Consider the following 17,851-nt stretch of genomic DNA (forward strand, 5'->3'; position numbering starts at 1 on the left):
GGAGAGAGCCTGTCTCCGGACCGGGAACCGCCTTCCGAGCCTGCCATTGAAAGCCGTGCCGCCGGGGCACTTCCGACAAGCGCCACCCCCGCCTGCCACAATGGGCCGGTGACCCGCGCATCCCTGGAGAAGCAGCCGCACGACGTCGCCTCGATGTTCGACGACGTGGCGGAACGGTACGACCTGACCAACGACGTGCTGTCCCTGGGGCAGGACCGGCGGTGGCGGAAGGAGGTCGCCAGGGCGGTCGACGCCCGTCCGGCGCAGAAGATCCTCGACCTCGCCGCCGGGACGGCCACCTCCTCGCTGCCCTTCACCCGCGCCGGCGCCTACGTCGTCCCCTGCGACTTCTCGCTCGGGATGCTGCGGGTCGGCAAGCGGCGGCACGCCTGGCTGCCGTTCACCGCGGGCGACGCGACGCGACTGCCGTTCAAGGACGACACCTTCGACGCCGTCACCATCTCCTTCGGGCTGCGCAACGTGCAGGACACCGAGACGGCCCTGCGGGAGATGTACCGGGTGACCCGGCCCGGCGGCCGGGTGGTCATCTGCGAGTTCTCCCACCCCACCTGGGCGCCGTTCCGCACGGTCTACACCGAGTACCTGATGCGGGCCCTGCCGCCCGTGGCGCGCGCGGTGTCCTCCAACCCGGACGCGTACGTGTACCTCGCCGAGTCCATCCGGGCCTGGCCCGACCAGCCCGGGCTGGCCGGGCTGCTGCGCACGGCGGGCTGGTCGAAGGTGGCCTGGCGCAACCTCAGCGGCGGGATCGTGTCCCTGCACCGGGGGTTCAAGGACTGACTCCGGGACCGGGGTTCAAGGACTGACGGCCGCGACCGGGGGCCAAGGACCGACGACTGCTGGGACCGTCACACGGGGCTGGCCGCGTACGGATCACCTGGTTCGTCGAGTTCGCGCTGAAGGCCGCCCGTGGGCGGCCGCGGGACGCGCGGCTCGCGGACGCCACCGCCTCCCTCACCCGCGCCGAAGTCGAACCACACGTACACCATGGAGTCCCGCGGCACCTCGGCACCGGGCTGCGGGTACTGGCGGACGACGTGGTCGACGGCCGTGAGATGGAAATCCGGGCGGTCCGGCGCGTTGAGGAACAGGCCCTGGGCCCGGGCGGTCTCGCGTGCGTCCACGGCCATCAGTCCGACCAGGCGCGGCACGCGCACTTCGGGTGTCTTGGGTGTCATGTACACAGACGTCACCCCCAGCGGTACTGGCAGGGTAACCGGCCAGGGGTGTCACCCGGAAGCGTCAAGTATCTTTCTGTGACAGTCGATTACGAACGGTAGTCGGTAGCGATCAGAGCTCCAGCCGATAGCATTGCCCCTGCCGCTCCGACACCGGCGTCACGAAGGTCTGCGCCAGACTCATGCCGAGGCGCTCGGTGACCGCGATGGACCGCTTGTTGCGCGAGTCGACCATCGCCACCACGCTCGTCAGGCCGGCCCCCCGCAGCCGCTCCAAAGTCATTTGGGCGGCCGCCGTGACGTATCCGCGGCCCCAGTGCTCGCGGGAGAGCCGCCAGCCGATCTCGATCTCGCCCGTGGGGCCCCAGTCCCGCTCCCACGGCTGGGCGCCGGTGAAGCCGATGACCCGGCCGGTCTCGTCGAGCATCGTCCACAGGCAGAAGCCGCGCTCGGCGTCGTGCCGCCGCTGACGGGCGGTGAGTTCCTCGTAGACGGACAGCTCCGCCGGTCTGCCGCCGTGGAACTCCATGACGTCCGGGTCGGCGAAGATCTGGTGCCAGGCGACGGCGTCCTCATCGGTGGGGACGCGCAGGCGTACGACGGGGAGAGCTCGGTTCACGGGGCAGCCCTTCAGCCGGGTGATCAATTCTGCTGCATAGACTGCCCATGTCCAGTGCCGGTCGGCACGCAGAATTCCGAACCTTGGGGAGATCCCGCTGTGACCGTGACTGAGCCCCTCTCCGAGAACACCGCAGATGTGATCGTCGTGGGCGCGGGGCCGGCCGGGTCCACCACCGCATATCACCTCGCCCGGGCCGGACTCGACGTACTCCTGCTGGAGAAGACCGAGTTCCCGCGGGAGAAGGTCTGCGGCGACGGCCTCACCCCACGCGCCGTCAAACAGCTCGTGGCGATGGGCATCGACATCTCCGAGGAGGCCGGCTGGCTGCGCAACAAGGGCCTGCGGATCGTCGGCGGAGGCGTCCGCCTCCAGCTCGACTGGCCCGACCTCGCCTCCTTCCCCGACTACGGACTCGTGCGCAAGCGCGACGACTTCGACGAGCAGCTCGCCCGGCAGGCGCAGAAGGCGGGCGCCCGGCTGTTCGAGCGCTGCAACGTGTCCGCGCCCCTCGTGGACGACCGCACCGGCCGTATCACCGGGGTCAGGGCCAAGCTGGGCGAGGAGAAGCGCGAGGTCACCTTCCACGCGCCGCTCGTCGTCGCCGCCGACGGCAACTCCACCCGGCTGTCCCTGGCGATGGGCCTGCACCGCCGTGAGGACCGCCCGATGGGCGTCGCGGTGCGCACCTACTTCACCAGCCCGCGCCACGACGACGACTACCTGGAGTCCTGGCTGGAGCTGTGGGACCGGCGCGGCCCCCAGGACCGGCTGCTGCCCGGCTACGGCTGGATCTTCGGCATGGGCGACGGCACCTCCAACGTCGGCCTGGGCGTGCTCAACACCTCCGAGTCCTTCAAGGAGCTGGACTGGCGCGAGGTGCTCAAGGCCTGGTGCGCGTCGATGCCCGAGGACTGGGGCTACACCCCGGACAACATGACCGGCCCGATCCGCGGCGCGGCCCTGCCCATGGCCTTCAACCGACAGCCGCACTACACGCGGGGCCTGCTGCTCGTCGGCGACGCCGGCGGCCTGGTCAACCCCTTCAACGGCGAGGGCATCGCCTATGCGATGGAGTCCGGTCAGCTCGCCGCCGACGTCATCGTCCAGGCCCACTCCCGGGCCACCCCGGCGCAGCGCGAACTCGCCCTGCGGCGCTACCCGCGCGTCCTGAAGGACACCTACGGCGGTTACTACACGCTGGGCCGCGCCTTCGTGAAGCTCATCGGCAACCCGAAGGTCATGCAGATCGCCGCCCAGCGCGGGCTGACCCACCCGGTGCTGATGAAGTTCACCCTCAAGCTCCTGGCCAACCTCACCGACCCGACGGGCGGCGACGCGATGGACCGCATCATCAACGGCCTGAGCAAGGTGGCTCCGAAGGCCTGAGCGGACGCGGGACGACAGCGGGGCCGGCTCGGTCACGAGCCGGCCCCAGCCATGCCACAGGGGGTTGAAGCGGGCGAAACGGGAAAGCCGGAAGGGCCGCTGCCCCCGAGCGGCTGCGGCCCTTCAGTCCATACGGCTGCGCGCGGGCGTCCTCAGAGCACCCGGACCGCGCCGGACGGCGGGTCGTAGGACAGCGGACGCTCGACGACGCCCGTTGACGGGTTCTGCGCACCGACGAACATACCGTTACCGACGTAGACACCCACGTGGTACGCGCTGCCCGCGCCGCCCCAGTAGAGGATGTCGCCCGGCTGGAGGTTGGACAGCGACACCTGGGTGCCGGCGGTCGACTGGTCCTGGGAGACCCGCGGCAGGCTGATGCCGACCTGCTTGAAGGCGGTCTGCACCAGGCCGGAGCAGTCGAAGGCGGACGGGCCGGTGGCGCCGGAGACGTAGGCCTTGCCGACCTGGGCCTTGACGAACGAGACCACCGCCGCGGCCGAACCGGTCGCCGTGGACACGCTCGCGGAGGTGGAGCCGACGCTCGCCGTGGCGCTGAGAGTCGGCCGCTCGGTCGTGCGGGAGGCACGGTCGGCGGCGGCCTGGCGGGCGGCCTCGGCGGCCTTCTTGCGGGCGGTCTCGGCCTTCTTGCGGGCCTCCGCCTTCTTCTTGGCGTCGGCAAGGTCCGCCTTGGCCTGCTTCGCGGCGTTTGCGGCGGCCGCGTCGCGCTCGGCGCTCAGGCGGTAGTTGGCGGCTGCCTGTTCCGTCGCGTCCGCCGACTGGGCCACCTGGGCGGCCAGGTCGGAGGTCAGGGTGGGCAGTTCGAGGGTCTGGGTCACCGGCTCGGCGGCGTTCGCCGACGAGGCGGACGTGCCGGCCACTGCCAGGGTGCCGAGGACGCCGCCGGCAACTCCGGCCCGCATCGTGACTCTCGACGCGCTACGGCGGGGCTTCCGGTGGCTGCGTATGTGAGCGGTGTGGGACATGGGAACAACCGGTACCAGGGGCTCCTTCATATCTTCAAGAAACGTGTGCTGCGCCACATTTGCTCAATGAGGCCGCCAAATCCCATGTCCGAGGTTCCTTATTGACGCCGTAACGGACATTGCGGGCGGACGTGATCATGCCTTTGATCATGGTCTTTCGCTGTTACGCCCGAATTGCTCTCGACTTACCATCCGTGTGGATCGTTGGCCAAGCCCCGCTCTCAGACTCCTCTCATGAACGTGACGGAGGTCACGGAGTGATCACCCTCCGGCGGGGTCCGCGCACGAACTGACTCACCGGTCCCATTTGTCACTTGAGTCCCATTGATGAAACCGCGCCCGAGCGGCCTCCTGATTCACGCCGCCCGCTTGTGAACGGGTGAACGTGTCCACATCTCGCGTCGCCGTCCCCCTGATGTGTGAAAAGCAGGCCCATATCAAAGGCTTGACACAGTTCGCCACTTTGCGCCGGGCGCCGGGCATCTGATAGTGCACACCCCCTCCGACCTGCAAATACGAGGTAAAATGTGACCAGTAGTGATCACACAGGTGCTTCGCGTGCGAAGATCACCGCTCATCCGACTTGATGATCGTTCGTCAGGTGGTGGAGATCACAAAGCTCATGCAATACCCCGTGTCGCAGATCACAGAGCGTCGGGCATAAGATGCGAGGCAGTTGGGCTTGTGACCTGCTTCACATGTTCTCGATCTTGGCTGGACGAGCCGGGAAACGGGGGCCGCGTGGGGCAGCAGCGGCCCACTGACCGCCAGCAGTCAGTGCCGACTGAGAGGAGCGAGGAGCGGTGAACGCGTATGCGCCCATCCTCGTACTGGGAGCCCTCGGGGCAGGCTTTGCGATCTTCTCCGTGGTCATGGCCACGCTGATCGGACCGAAGCGGTACAACCGCGCCAAACTCGAGGCCTACGAGTGCGGAATCGAGCCGACCCCCACGCCGGCCGGCGGTGGGCGCTTCCCCATCAAGTACTACCTGACGGCGATGCTCTTCATCGTCTTCGACATCGAGATCGTCTTCCTCTACCCATGGGCCGTCAGCTTCGACGCCCTGGGTGTATTCGGGCTCGTGGAGATGCTGCTCTTCGTGCTCACGGTCTTCGTCGCGTACGCGTACGTATGGCGGCGCGGCGGCCTGGAATGGGACTGAGGGGCCTTTAACGACATGGGACTCGAAGAAAAGCTGCCGAGCGGCTTCCTGCTGACCACCGTCGAGCAGGCCGCGGGCTGGGTGCGCAAGGCGTCCGTCTTCCCGGCCACCTTCGGCCTCGCCTGCTGCGCGATCGAGATGATGACCACGGGCGCCGGGCGCTACGACCTGGCGCGCTTCGGCATGGAGGTCTTCCGGGGTTCGCCCCGCCAGGCGGACCTGATGATCGTGGCCGGCCGGGTCAGCCAGAAGATGGCGCCGGTCCTCAGGCAGGTCTACGACCAGATGCCCAACCCCAAGTGGGTGATCTCGATGGGCGTGTGCGCCTCCTCGGGCGGCATGTTCAACAACTACGCGATCGTCCAGGGCGTCGACCACATCGTCCCGGTCGACATCTACCTGCCGGGCTGTCCGCCGCGGCCCGAGATGCTGATCGACGCGATCCTCAAGCTGCACCAGAAGATCCAGTCCTCCAAGCTCGGCGTGAACGCCGAGGAGGCCGCCCGCGAGGCGGAGGAGGCCGCGCTCAAGGCCCTGCCCACGATCGAGATGAAGGGGCTGCTGCGATGAGCGACGGACACGGCAAGGACGTCAACGGGTCCGCGAACGGGGCGAACGGGGTGAACCCTGAGAAGGACCTGTCCGCCGGCAACCTTCCCGGCCGGCGGGGCCAGGGCGGTGAGGAGATCCGCGTCCAGCGCGGCATGTTCGGCGCCAACAACGGCGGCGACACCTCCGGCTACGGCGGGCTGGTCCGCTCGGTCCGGCTCCCGGGTCCGGCGAGCCGCCCCTACGGCGGCCCCGGCGGAGCCTTCGACGAGATCGCCGACGAACTCGAGGGCGCGCTGGAGGAACAGGGACTCCTCCCGGAGAACGCGATCGAGAAGACGGTCGTCGACCGCGGCGAACTGACCCTCCACATCGAGCGCGAGCACCTGGTGCGCGTCGCCCGCACCCTGCGCGACGACCCCGCCCTGCGCTTCGAGCTGTGCACCGGCGTCAGCGGCGTCCACTACCCGCAGGACAAGGGCCGCGAACTGCACGCCGTGTACCACCTGCGCTCGATCACCCACAACCGGCTGGTCCGGCTGGAGGTCAGCGCCCCCGACGCCGACCCGCACATCCCGTCGCTGGTCCCCGTCTACCCGACCAACGACTGGCACGAGCGCGAGACCTACGACTTCTTCGGAATCGTCTTCGACGGCCACCCGGCCCTGACACGGATCATGATGCCGGACGACTGGCAGGGCCATCCGCAGCGCAAGGACTACCCCCTCGGCGGCATCCCCGTCGAGTACAAGGGCGCCCAGATCCCGGCTCCGGACCAGCGGAGGTCGTACTCATGAGCACGCACACCCCGTCGTCGTCCTCCGCGCGCGAGACGACCGAGGGCACGGTCTACACGGTCACCGGTGGCGACTGGGACGAGGTCGCCCGGTCCGCGGCCCGCGCGGACGACGAGCGCATCGTCGTCAACATGGGTCCCCAGCACCCCTCGACCCACGGCGTGCTCCGGCTGATCCTGGAGATCGACGGCGAGACGGTCACCGAGGCCCGCTGCGGCATCGGCTATCTGCACACCGGTATCGAGAAGAACATCGAGTTCCGCACGTGGACGCAGGGCACCACCTTCGTCACGCGCATGGACTACCTGACGTCCTTCTTCAACGAGACCGCCTACTGCCTCGCCGTCGAGAAACTCCTCGGCATCGAGGACCAGATCACCGAACGCGCCAAGATCATCCGGGTGCTCCTGATGGAGCTGAACCGGCTCTCCTCCCACCTGGTGTGCATCGCCACCGGCGGCATGGAACTCGGCGCGACCACGATCATGATCTACGGATTCCGTGATCGTGAAATGATTCTCGACCTCTACGAGCTCATCACCGGCCTGCGGATGAACCACGCGTACATCCGGCCCGGCGGACTCGCCCAGGACCTGCCGCCCGGCGCGGTGGACCAGATCCGCGAGTTCGTGAAGAAGATGACGAAGAACCTCCCGGAGTACGACAAGCTCGCCACCGGGAACCCCATCTTCAAGGCCCGTATGCAGGACGTCGGCTACCTCGACCTGGCCGGCTGCATGGCCCTCGGCGCCACCGGCCCGATCCTGCGCTCCACCGGCCTGCCGCATGACCTGCGCAAGACCCAGCCCTACTGCGGCTACGAGACGTACGACTTCGACATCCCGACCGCCGACACCTGCGACTCCTACGGCCGCTTCCTGATCCGCCTGGAGGAGATGCGCCAGTCGCTCAGGATCGTCGAGCAGTGCCTGGACCGGCTGGAGCCGGGCCCGGTCATGGTCGCCGACAAGAAGATCGCCTGGCCCGCCCAGCTCGCCCTGGGACCGGACGGACTCGGCAACTCCCTGGACCACATCAAGAAGATCATGGGCACCTCCATGGAGGCCCTGATCCACCACTTCAAGCTGGTCACCGAGGGCTTCCGCGTCCCGCCGGGACAGGCGTACGCGGCGGTCGAGTCGCCCAAGGGCGAACTCGGGGTGCACGTCGTCTCCGACGGAGGCACCCGCCCCTACCGGGTCCACTTCCGGGACCCGTCCTTCACCAACCTTCAGGCGATGGCGGCGATGTGCGAGGGCGGCCAGGTCGCCGACGTCATCGTCGCCGTCGCGTCCATCGATCCCGTGATGGGAGGCGTCGACCGGTGACCACCAGTTCTTCGGAGCAGGGCGTCAGCCTGGGCATGCCCGAACTGCCCGCGCCCGACTACCCGGACGACGTCCGTACCCGGCTCGAGCGGGACGCGCGCGAGATCATCGCCCGCTACCCGGACTCCCGGTCCGCCCTCCTGCCGCTGCTGCACCTGGTGCAGTCGGAGGAGGGGCACGTCACGCGCACCGGGATGCGGTTCTGCGCGGACGTGCTCGGCCTGACCACGGCCGAGGTCACCGCGGTCGCCACCTTCTACACGATGTACCGGCGCAAGCCGTCCGGCGACTACCAGGTGGGCGTCTGCACCAACACCCTGTGCGCCGTGATGGGCGGCGACGCCATCTTCGAGGCCCTCCAGGAGCACCTCGGCGTCGGCAACGGCGAGACCACCGACGACGGCAAGGTCACCCTGGAGCACATCGAGTGCAACGCGGCCTGCGACTACGCGCCGGTCGTGATGGTCAACTGGGAGTTCTTCGACAATCAGACCCCGGCGAGCATCAAGCGCCTGGTCGACGACCTGCGCGCGGGCCGGCCGGTGACACCCACGCGCGGCGCGCCCCTGTGCACGTTCAAGGAGACCGCCCGGATCCTGGCCGGCTTCCCCGACGAGCGCGAAGGGGCGACGGAGTCCGGCGGCAGCGCGGGACCCGCCTCGCTGGTGGGCCTCCGCCTGGCCAAGGGAGAGGCCGCACCCGCGCGCGTGGTCCACCCGCGCGACGGCGGACCGCAGGACGCCGGCCCGCACGACGCCGTGCACCAGCCGTCGCCGACCGAGCACCTGAGCTCGCACGACGCGCCGCAGGACACATCGGCATCCGACCCGCCCGACCCGTCGCCCACCACCCGTGACGGAGGGGCTACGCCCCGCACCTCTGATGCGGCGGGACCTGTCGGAGACGTCGGAGAGGAGGGGGAGGGATGACCTTGGCACCGGAGATCGACGAGAGCAGCCCGGAGAAGCTGCTCGTACCCGTGCTGTCCGCCTTCTGGGACGAGGACAGGTCCTGGACGATGGACGTGTACCGAAGGCACGACGGGTACGAAGGACTGCGCAAGGCGCTCGCCATGTCGCCGGACGACGTGATCGCGTACGTCAAGGACTCCGGTCTGCGCGGCCGCGGCGGCGCCGGATTCCCGACCGGAATGAAGTGGCAGTTCATTCCCCAGGGCGATGGCAAGCCGCACTATCTTGTTGTCAACGCCGACGAATCGGAGCCCGGGACCTGCAAGGACATCCCGCTCCTCTTCGCGAACCCGCACAGCCTCATCGAGGGCATCGTCATCGCGTGCTACGCCATCAGGTCGTCGCATGCCTTCATCTATCTGCGGGGCGAAGTCGTCCCCGTACTGCGGCGGTTGCACGAGGCCGTGCGCGAGGCCCACGCGGCCGGCTATCTCGGCGAGAACATCCTGGGCAGCGGCCTCGACCTCGAACTCACCGTGCACGCCGGCGCCGGCGCGTACATCTGCGGTGAGGAGACCGCACTGCTGGACTCGCTCGAAGGCCGCCGCGGCCAACCGCGGCTGCGTCCTCCCTTCCCTGCCGTCGCGGGCCTCTACGCGTGCCCCACTGTGGTGAACAACGTCGAGTCCATCGCGTCGGTTCCCGCGATCCTGAACAACGGCAAGGACTGGTTCAGGTCCATGGGCAGCGAGAAGTCCCCGGGCTTCACGCTCTACTCCCTCAGCGGCCATGTCGCCAGCCCCGGCCAGTACGAGGCCCCGCTCGGCATCACACTGCGTCAGCTGCTCGACATGAGCGGCGGAATGCGCCCCGGGCACCGGCTGAAGTTCTGGACGCCGGGCGGCTCCTCGACGCCGATGTTCACCGACGAGCACCTCGACGTCCCGCTCGACTACGAGGGAGTGGGCGCCGCGGGCTCGATGCTCGGCACCAAGGCCCTCCAGTGTTTCGACGAGACCACCTGCGTGGTGCGGGCCGTGACCCGGTGGACCGAGTTCTACGCCCACGAGTCCTGCGGCAAGTGCACACCGTGCCGCGAAGGAACGTACTGGCTGGTGCAGTTGCTGCGGGACATCGAGGCCGGCAAGGGCGCGATGTCCGACCTCGACAAGCTGAACGACATCGCCGACAACATCAACGGCAAGTCCTTCTGCGCCCTCGGTGACGGCGCCGCCTCCCCGATCTTCTCCTCCCTGAAGTTCTTCCGCGAGGAGTACGAGCAGCACATCACGGGCCGGGGCTGCCCCTTCGACCCGGCCAAGTCCACGGCCTGGGCCGATCGCACGGAGGTGAACCCATGACCGTTCAGCAGTCTGTCGGCGGCTCCGCCGCGGGCCAACGCCCCGCGGGCGGGGGAGAGGCGGCGGTCCCGCCGGAAGATCTCGTGACGCTGACGATCGACGGGGCCGAGATCAGCGTGCCCAAGGGCACCCTGGTCATCCGGGCCGCCGAACAGCTCGGCATCGAGATCCCCCGGTTCTGCGACCACCCCCTGCTCGACCCGGTCGGCGCCTGCCGCCAGTGCATCGTCGAGGTCGAGGGCCAGCGCAAGCCGATGGCCTCCTGCACGATCACCTGCACGGACGGGATGGTCGTCCGGACCCAGCTCACCTCGCCCGTCGCCGAGAAGGCCCAGCACGGTGTGATGGAGCTGCTGCTCATCAACCACCCGCTGGACTGTCCGGTCTGCGACAAGGGCGGTGAGTGCCCGCTGCAGAACCAGGCCATGTCGCACGGCAACGCCGAGTCCCGCTTCGAAGGGAAGAAGCGGACCTACGAGAAGCCCGTGCCGATCTCCACGCAGGTGCTGCTCGACCGGGAGCGGTGCGTGCTGTGCGCCCGCTGCACCCGGTTCTCCAACCAGGTCGCCGGCGACCCGATGATCGAGCTGATCGAACGGGGCGCGCTCCAGCAGGTCGGCACCGGCGAGGGCGACCCCTTCGAGTCGTACTTCTCCGGCAACACCATCCAGATCTGCCCGGTCGGGGCGCTCACCTCGGCGGCGTACCGCTTCCGCTCCCGTCCTTTCGACCTGGTCTCCTCGCCGTCGGTGTGCGAGCACTGCTCGGGCGGCTGCGCCACCCGCACCGACCACCGGCGCGGCAAGGTCATGCGGCGGCTCGCCGCCAACGACCCCGAGGTCAACGAGGAGTGGATGTGCGACAAGGGGCGCTTCGCGTTCCGGTACGCACAGCAGAAGGACCGGCTCACCACGCCCCTGGTGCGCAACCCCGAGGGCGAGCTGGTGCCGGCGTCCTGGACGGAGGCGCTGGAGATCGCCGCCCAGGGCCTGCTCGCCTCGCGCGGGCGGACCGGTGTCCTCACCGGCGGCCGGCTCACCGTCGAGGACGCCTATGCCTACAGCAAGTTCGCGCGCGTGGCGCTCGACACCAACGACATCGACTTCCGCGCGCGCGTGCACAGCGGTGAGGAGGCCGACTTCCTCGCCGCCCGGATCGCCGGACGCGGACGCGACCTCGACGGCACCGGTGTCACGTACACCGCGCTGGAGAAGGCGCCCGCCGTGCTGCTCGTCGGGTTCGAGTCCGAGGAGGAGGCGCCCGGCGTCTTCCTCCGGCTGCGCAAGGCCTGGCGCAAGCACGGGCAGAAGGTGTTCGCGCTGGCCACGCACGCCACGCGGGGCCTGGAGAAGGCGGGCGGCACCCTGCTGCCCGCCGCGCCCGGCACCGAGCACGAGTGGCTGGACGCGCTGGCGGGCGGCGTCGGACTTCAGGACGACGGCACCCGGGCCGCCGAGGCCCTGCGGGCCGAGGGCTCGGTCATCGTCGTGGGCGAGCGGCTCGCGTCGGTCGCCGGCGGCCTGACCGCCGCCGTACGGGCCTCCGCCGCGACCGGCGCACGGCTGGTGTGGATCCCGCGCCGGGCCGGCGAGCGCGGCGCGGTCGAGGCCGGCGCGCTGCCGTCGCTGCTGCCGGGCGGACGCCCGGCCACCGACCCGCGCGCGCGGGAGGAGGTAGCGGCGCTCTGGGGCGTCGCCGAACTCCCGCACCGCTACGGCCGCGACACCGGGCAGATCGTCGAGGCCGCGGCCTCGGGCCGGCTGCAGGCCCTGCTCGTCGCCGGAGTGGAGGTCGCCGACCTGCCCGATCCGGCACGCGCGCGTGCGGCCCTGTCCGAGGCGGGTTTCGTGGTGTCGGTCGAACTGCGGCCCAGCGAGGTCACCGAACACGCGGACGTGGTCCTGCCCGTCGCCGCCGTCGCCGAGAAGGCCGGCACCTTCCTCAACTGGGAGGGCAGGGTCCGCCTCTTCGAGGCCGCGCTCAAGCCGGAGCAGATGACCCGCACCCTGTCGCCCACCGACGCGCGCGTGCTGCAGATGCTGGCCGACGCCATGGACGTCCACCTGGGTCTGCCGGACCTGCGGACCGTGCGCGCGGAGCTGGACCGGCTGGGCGCCTGGACCGGACCGCGCGCCGCGGACCCGGCACACAGCGCGGACACGGCACCGCGCCCGGCCGCCGGGGAGGCCCTGCTCGCGGGGCACCGGCTGCTGCTCGACCAGGGTCTCCTCCAGGAGGGCGACGACGCGCTCGCCGGCACCCGGCACGCCGCACGCGCACGCGTGTCGGCCGCCACGGCCGCCGAGGCGGGCGTCGCGGACTCCGCCGTGCTGGCCGTGACCGGTCCCGCCGGAACGGTCGAACTCCCGCTGGAGATCACCGAGATGCCCGACCGGGTGGTGTGGCTCCCGCTGAACTCCGTCGGCGGGGGCGTCGCCTCCGACACGGGGGCGCTGCCCGGCTCCCTCGTCCGCATCGGCCCGGCGACGTCCTCGACCGAGGCCCCCAAGGAGGTGGAGGCATGAGCCCGTACCTCGCCGCTGAGAACCTGTCGATGTTCGGCACCGATCCCTGGTGGCTGGTCGTCGTCAAGGCGGTGTTCTGCTTCGCCTTCCTGATGGTGACGGTGCTGTTCTCCATCGTCTGGGAGCGCAAGGTCGTCGCCTGGATGCAGCTGCGCATCGGCCCCAACCGGCACGGGCCCTGGGGCATGCTCCAGTCGCTCGCCGACGGCATCAAGCTGATGCTCAAGGAAGACGTCGTCGTCAAGCGCGCGGACAAGGTGGTCTACGTCCTCGCGCCGATCGTCGCGGCCATCCCGGCCTTCATGGCGATCGCCGTGATCCCCTTCGGACCGGCGAACAACGAGGTCTCGATCTTCGGTCACCGCACCGCGATGCAGCTGACCGACCTGCCGATCGCGATGCTCTACATCCTCGCGGTCGCCTCCGTCGGCATCTACGGCATCGTGCTGGCGGGCTGGAGCTCCGGATCGACCTACCCGCTCCTGGGCGGCCTGCGGTCCTGCGCGCAGATGATCTCCTACGAGATCGCCATGGGCGCCGCGTTCGCCTCGGTCTTCCTGTACTCGGGCTCGATGTCCACGTCGACGATCGTCGAGCAGCAGCACGACCGCTGGTACATCCTGCTGCTGCCGGTCTCCTTCCTCCTCTACATCGTCACGATGGTCGGGGAGACCAACCGCGCGCCGTTCGACATGCCGGAGTCCGAGGGCGACCTGGTCGGCGGCTTCAACACCGAGTACTCGTCGATCAAGTTCGCGATGTTCATGCTCGCCGAGTACGTGAACATGGTGACGGTCTCCGCGGTGGCGACCACGCTCTTCCTCGGCGGCTGGCGGGCCCCCTGGCCGATCAGCACCTTCTGGGAGGGCGCCAACCACGGCTGGTGGCCGCTGCTCTGGTTCGTGATCAAGGTCCAGCTGCTGTTGTTCGGCTTCATCTGGCTGCGCGGCACGCTCCCGCGGGTCCGCTACGACCAGCTGATGAAGCTCGGCTGGAAGGTCCTCATCCCGGTCTCCGTGGTCTGGCTGATGCTCGTCGCGACCGTCAGGGTCCTGCGCAACGAGAACTACGGCTTCGCCGACATCGCCCTCTACGTCGCCGGTGCCGTGCTGACGGTGCTGGTCCTGTCGTTCGTCGTCGACATGTTCCGCGAGCGCACGAAGACCGAGGAGAAGCCCGAGGCCGGGCCGGCCGCCTTCGACGCGATGGCCGGTGGATTCCCCGTACCGCCGCTGCCGGGGCAGGAGCTGCCGCCGGTGCCGCGGCGCCGCTCGCGCCGCGAGCGGGAGTTGATTGTCAGTGGCGGGTCGGACACTGCCAGTGACGGACCTCTGGATGGAAAGGAGGCGTCCGATGGCTGAGGAGCCCAAGGAGACCAAACCCGGTTTCCTGAACCCCGTGGCCGGCTTCGGCGTGACCTTCAAGGCCATGTTCAAGAAGCGGCTGACCGAGCAGTACCCGGAGCAGCAGAAGACCACGGCTCCGCGCTTCCACGGACGGCACCAGCTCAACCGCCATCCGGACGGCCTGGAGAAGTGCGTCGGCTGCGAGCTGTGCGCCTGGGCCTGCCCCGCCGACGCCATCTACGTGGAGGGCGCCGACAACACCGACGAGGAGCGCTACTCGCCGGGCGAGCGGTACGGGCGCGTGTACCAGATCAACTACGCCCGCTGCATCCTGTGCGGCCTGTGCATCGAGGCGTGCCCCACGCGCGCGCTGACGATGACCAACGAGTTCGAACTGGCCGACTCCAGCCGCGCCAACCTCATCTACACCAAGGAGCAACTGCTCGCCGGTCTCGAAGAGGGCATGGTCGACACACCGCACGCCATCTACCCGGGCACGGACGAGCAGGACTACTACCGGGGCCTGGTGACGGAGGCCGCGCCGGGCACGGTGCGTCAGGTCGCCGTCTCCAAGGGCGAGAAGCCAGAGGAGCAGGGGGCTGACGCATGAGCGCGCAGCTCGCCGCCTACTCCACCTCCACCGGAGAGGCCTTCCAGTTCTGGGTGCTCGGCACCGTCGCGGTGATCGGCGCCCTGTGCACCGTCTTCATGAAGAGGGCCGTGCACAGCGCGCTGTGCCTGGCCGCCACCATGATCGTCCTTGCGATTTTCTACCTCACCAACGGTGCCTACTTCCTGGGCATCGTGCAGATCGTCGTCTACACCGGCGCGATCATGATGCTGTTCCTGTTCGTGGTGATGCTCGTCGGCGTGACCGCCGCGGACTCCCTGAAGGAGACCATCAGGGGCCAGCGCTGGCTGGCCCTGTTGTGCGGGCTCGGCTTCGGCATCCTGCTGATCGCGGGCATCTCCAACGCCTCCCTGAAGGAGTTCAACGGCACCGGCCACGCCAACGCGGGCGGCAACGTGGAGGGCCTGGCCTCCCTCCTCTTCACCCGCTACGTCTTCGCCTTCGAACTCACCGGCGCCCTGCTGATCACGGCCACGGTCGGCGCCATGGTGCTCACCCACCGGGAGCGCACCGAGCGGGCCAGGACCCAGCGTGAGCTGGCCGAGCAGCGCGTGCGCGAGGGACGGCACGTACCGCCGCTGCCGGCGCCCGGCGTGTACGCCCGGCACAACGCCGTGGACATCGCCGGGCTGCTGCCCGACGGCACCCCGTCCGAGCTCACCGTCAGCAAGACGCTGCGCGAGCGCGGGCAGATCCGCGACGTATCGGCCGAGGCGCTCAACGACCTCAAGGCCCTTGAGCAGCGCGCCGCGGAACGCCTGGAGCGTACCGAGATCGAGCCGACGGCCTTCAAGCGGCCCGAGGAGGCGTCGAAGTGAACCCTGTGAACTACCTCTACCTCGCCGCCCTGCTGTTCACGATCGGCGCCACCGGTGTGCTGATCCGGCGCAACGCCATCGTGGTCTTCATGTGCATCGAGTTGATGCTGAACGCCTGCAACCTCGCGCTCGTCACCTTCTCCCGGATGCACGGCAACCTCGACGGTCAGATCATCGCGTTCTTCACGATGGTCGTCGCCGCAGCGGAGGTCGTGGTCGGGCTCGCGATCATCGTGTCGGTGTTCCGTTCCCGCCACTCGGCCTCGGTCGACGACGCCAGCCTGATGAAGCTGTAAGGGGTCGGAGTAATCGTGGAGAACCTGATTGCGCTGCTGATCGCGGCGCCCCTGCTCGGAGCGGCCGTCCTCCTGGTCGGCGGCCGGCGGCTCGACGCCGTCGGCCACTGGCTCGGCACCCTGCTCGCGGCCGTCTCCTTCGTGATCGGCCTGGTCCTCTTCGCCGACCTGCTCGGCCGGAGCACGGACCAGCGGACCCTGACCCAGCACCTGTTCAGCTGGATCCCGGTGTCCGGCTTCCAGGCGGACATCACGTTCCGGCTCGACCAGCTGTCGATGACGTTCGTCCTGCTGATCACCGGCGTCGGCTCGCTGATCCACCTGTACTCGGTCGCGTACATGGAGCACGACGAGCGGCGCCGCCGCTTCTTCGGCTACCTCAACCTGTTCCTCGCGGCGATGCTGGTGCTCGTCCTCGCCGACAACTACCTGCTGCTGTACGTCGGCTGGGAGGGCGTCGGTCTCGCCTCCTACCTGCTGATCGGTTTCTGGCAGCACAAGCCCAGCGCGGCGACCGCGGCGAAGAAGGCCTTCCTGGTCAACCGGGTCGGCGACATGGGCCTGTCCATCGCGATCATGCTGATGTTCGCGACGTTCGGCACCTTCGCCTTCGGCCCTCTGCTCGGCACCCACGCCGAACCCGGTCTCGTGGGCGGCGCCACCGAGGGCAAGCTCACCGCCATCGCCCTGATGCTGCTGCTCGCCGCCTGCGGCAAGTCCGCCCAGGTGCCGCTGCAGTCCTGGCTCGGGGACGCGATGGAGGGCCCGACCCCGGTCTCGGCCCTCATCCACGCCGCGACGATGGTGACGGCGGGCGTCTACCTCATCGTCCGCTCCGCCGCGATCTTCAACGCGGCGCCGAACGCGCAGCTCGTGGTCACCGTCGTCGGCGCGGTCACGCTGCTGTTCGGTGCGATCGTCGGTTGCGCGAAGGACGACATCAAGAAGGCGCTGGCCGGCTCGACCATGTCGCAGATCGGCTACATGGTGCTGGCCGCGGGCCTCGGCCCCATCGGCTACGTCTTCGCGATCATGCACCTGGTGACGCACGGCTTCTTCAAGGCCGGGCTGTTCCTCGGCGCCGGTTCGGTCATGCACGGCATGAACGACGAGGTGGACATGCGCAAGTACGGCGGTCTGCGCTCGTACATGCCGGTCACCTTCATCACCTTCGGCCTCGGCTACCTCGCCATCATCGGCTTCCCGGGCCTGTCCGGCTTCTTCTCCAAGGACAAGATCATCGAGGCGGCCTTCGCCAAGGGCGGCACCGAGGGCTGGATCCTCGGCGGCGCGGCCCTGCTGGGCGCGGCCATCACGGCGTTCTACATGACGCGCGTGATGCTGATGACGTTCTTCGGCGAGAAGCGCTGGCAGCCCGACGAGAACGGCAACGAGCCGCACCCGCACGAGTCGCCGAAGGCCATGACGATCCCGATGATCGTGCTGGCCGTCGGGTCGGTCCTGGGCGGCGCGTTCTTCAGCATCGGCGACCGCTTCCTGCACTGGCTGGAGCCGGTCACCGGGCACAGCGAGGGCAACTCTCCGCTCAGCGCGTGGACCGTCACCGGCGCGACGATGGTGTGCCTGGTCATCGGCGTGGCCATCGCCTGGGCCCAGTACGGCCGCAAGCCGGTCCCGGTCGTCGCCCCGCGCGGATCGCTGCTCACCCGGGCCGCCCGGCGGGACCTGCTCCAGGACGACTTCAACCACGTCGTCCTGGTCCGCGGCGGCGAGCACCTCACGCGGTCCCTGGTCTACGTCGACCACACCCTGGTCGACGGAGTCGTCAACGGCACGGCGGCCTCGGTCGGCGGCCTGTCCGGGAGGATGCGCCGCCTCCAGAACGGCTTCGCGCGCTCCTACGCGGTCTCGATGTTCGGCGGTGCGGCACTCCTGGTCGCCGCGACCCTGCTGATGAGGGCGGTCTGATACC

General features: G+C 69.3%; 17 protein-coding genes. 14 read left to right on the forward strand and 3 right to left on the reverse strand.

Annotation, left to right across the window (positions count from 1 at the left end; translation table 11 throughout):
* Window positions 1-108 precede the first annotated feature (108 nt).
* Window positions 109-801, forward strand: a complete 693-nt coding sequence (locus tag CG719_RS17885; RefSeq protein ID WP_100569664.1) for a demethylmenaquinone methyltransferase — start codon at window positions 109-111, stop codon at window positions 799-801.
* 68 nt (window positions 802-869) lie between these two features.
* Here CG719_RS17885 and CG719_RS17890 read toward each other — a convergent pair whose 3' ends face one another.
* Complete coding sequence (locus CG719_RS17890) at window positions 870-1,199, reverse strand: PASTA domain-containing protein (protein WP_100569978.1); 330 nt, start codon at window positions 1,197-1,199, stop codon at window positions 870-872.
* Window positions 1,200-1,311: 112 nt separating this feature from the next.
* Window positions 1,312-1,818: a GNAT family N-acetyltransferase gene (locus CG719_RS17895; RefSeq protein ID WP_100569979.1), complete on the reverse strand. Its 507-nt coding sequence runs from the start codon at window positions 1,816-1,818 to the stop codon at window positions 1,312-1,314.
* A 99-nt stretch (window positions 1,819-1,917) separates the two neighbouring features.
* Here CG719_RS17895 and CG719_RS17900 point away from each other — a divergent pair, with 99 nt between their 5' ends.
* Window positions 1,918-3,207, forward strand: coding sequence for a geranylgeranyl reductase family protein (locus CG719_RS17900; protein ID WP_100569665.1), 1,290 nt, complete (start codon window positions 1,918-1,920; stop codon window positions 3,205-3,207).
* Between the two features lie 152 nt (window positions 3,208-3,359).
* Here CG719_RS17900 and CG719_RS17905 read toward each other — a convergent pair whose 3' ends face one another.
* Window positions 3,360-4,193: a C40 family peptidase gene (locus CG719_RS17905; RefSeq protein WP_100569666.1), complete on the reverse strand. Its 834-nt coding sequence runs from the start codon at window positions 4,191-4,193 to the stop codon at window positions 3,360-3,362.
* Between the two features lie 803 nt (window positions 4,194-4,996).
* On the opposite strand from CG719_RS17905, the gene CG719_RS17910 reads away from it, so the two are divergent.
* Genes CG719_RS17910 through nuoL form a run of 12 tightly spaced genes read left to right on the forward strand, consistent with a single transcriptional unit; the run spans window position 4,997 to window position 17,847 of the window.
* Window positions 4,997-5,356, forward strand: a complete 360-nt coding sequence (locus CG719_RS17910; protein ID WP_100569667.1) for an NADH-quinone oxidoreductase subunit A — start codon at window positions 4,997-4,999, stop codon at window positions 5,354-5,356.
* A 15-nt stretch (window positions 5,357-5,371) separates the two neighbouring features.
* The gene (locus CG719_RS17915; protein ID WP_006382209.1) at window positions 5,372-5,926 is read left to right on the forward strand and encodes a NuoB/complex I 20 kDa subunit family protein; all 555 of its coding nucleotides are present in this window, start codon (window positions 5,372-5,374) and stop codon (window positions 5,924-5,926) included.
* Entirely contained in the window at window positions 5,923-6,702 is a 780-nt protein-coding gene (locus tag CG719_RS17920; RefSeq protein WP_100569668.1) for an NADH-quinone oxidoreductase subunit C, read from the forward strand. Before CG719_RS17915 ends, CG719_RS17920 begins: the two co-directional genes overlap by 4 nt.
* Complete coding sequence (locus tag CG719_RS17925) at window positions 6,699-8,030, forward strand: NADH-quinone oxidoreductase subunit D (RefSeq protein WP_100569669.1); 1,332 nt, start codon at window positions 6,699-6,701, stop codon at window positions 8,028-8,030. The genes CG719_RS17920 and CG719_RS17925 overlap by 4 nt, the downstream gene beginning before the upstream one ends.
* The gene (gene nuoE / locus CG719_RS17930; RefSeq protein ID WP_100569670.1) at window positions 8,027-8,959 is read left to right on the forward strand and encodes an NADH-quinone oxidoreductase subunit NuoE; all 933 of its coding nucleotides are present in this window, start codon (window positions 8,027-8,029) and stop codon (window positions 8,957-8,959) included. The genes CG719_RS17925 and nuoE overlap by 4 nt, the downstream gene beginning before the upstream one ends.
* Window positions 8,956-10,302, forward strand: a complete 1,347-nt coding sequence (nuoF, locus tag CG719_RS17935; RefSeq protein ID WP_100569671.1) for an NADH-quinone oxidoreductase subunit NuoF — start codon at window positions 8,956-8,958, stop codon at window positions 10,300-10,302. Before nuoE ends, nuoF begins: the two co-directional genes overlap by 4 nt.
* On the forward strand, window positions 10,299-12,827 hold the full coding sequence (locus CG719_RS17940; RefSeq protein ID WP_100569672.1) for an NADH-quinone oxidoreductase subunit G: 2,529 nt from the start codon (window positions 10,299-10,301) through the stop codon (window positions 12,825-12,827). Before nuoF ends, CG719_RS17940 begins: the two co-directional genes overlap by 4 nt.
* Window positions 12,824-14,188: an NADH-quinone oxidoreductase subunit NuoH gene (nuoH, locus tag CG719_RS17945; RefSeq protein WP_100569673.1), complete on the forward strand. Its 1,365-nt coding sequence runs from the start codon at window positions 12,824-12,826 to the stop codon at window positions 14,186-14,188. Before CG719_RS17940 ends, nuoH begins: the two co-directional genes overlap by 4 nt.
* Window positions 14,181-14,783, forward strand: a complete 603-nt coding sequence (nuoI, locus tag CG719_RS17950) for an NADH-quinone oxidoreductase subunit NuoI (protein ID WP_100569674.1) — start codon at window positions 14,181-14,183, stop codon at window positions 14,781-14,783. The genes nuoH and nuoI overlap by 8 nt, the downstream gene beginning before the upstream one ends.
* Entirely contained in the window at window positions 14,780-15,622 is an 843-nt protein-coding gene (locus CG719_RS17955; protein ID WP_100569675.1) for an NADH-quinone oxidoreductase subunit J, read from the forward strand. The genes nuoI and CG719_RS17955 overlap by 4 nt, the downstream gene beginning before the upstream one ends.
* Window positions 15,619-15,918, forward strand: coding sequence for an NADH-quinone oxidoreductase subunit NuoK (nuoK, locus tag CG719_RS17960; RefSeq protein WP_100569676.1), 300 nt, complete (start codon window positions 15,619-15,621; stop codon window positions 15,916-15,918). The genes CG719_RS17955 and nuoK overlap by 4 nt, the downstream gene beginning before the upstream one ends.
* A gap of 15 nt (window positions 15,919-15,933) precedes the next feature.
* Window positions 15,934-17,847, forward strand: coding sequence for an NADH-quinone oxidoreductase subunit L (gene nuoL, locus CG719_RS17965; RefSeq protein WP_100569677.1), 1,914 nt, complete (start codon window positions 15,934-15,936; stop codon window positions 17,845-17,847).
* Window positions 17,848-17,851: the final 4 nt, after the last annotated feature.

Source organism: Streptomyces sp. CB01373 (assembly GCF_002803075.1).
Lineage (GTDB): Bacteria > Actinomycetota > Actinomycetes > Streptomycetales > Streptomycetaceae > Streptomyces.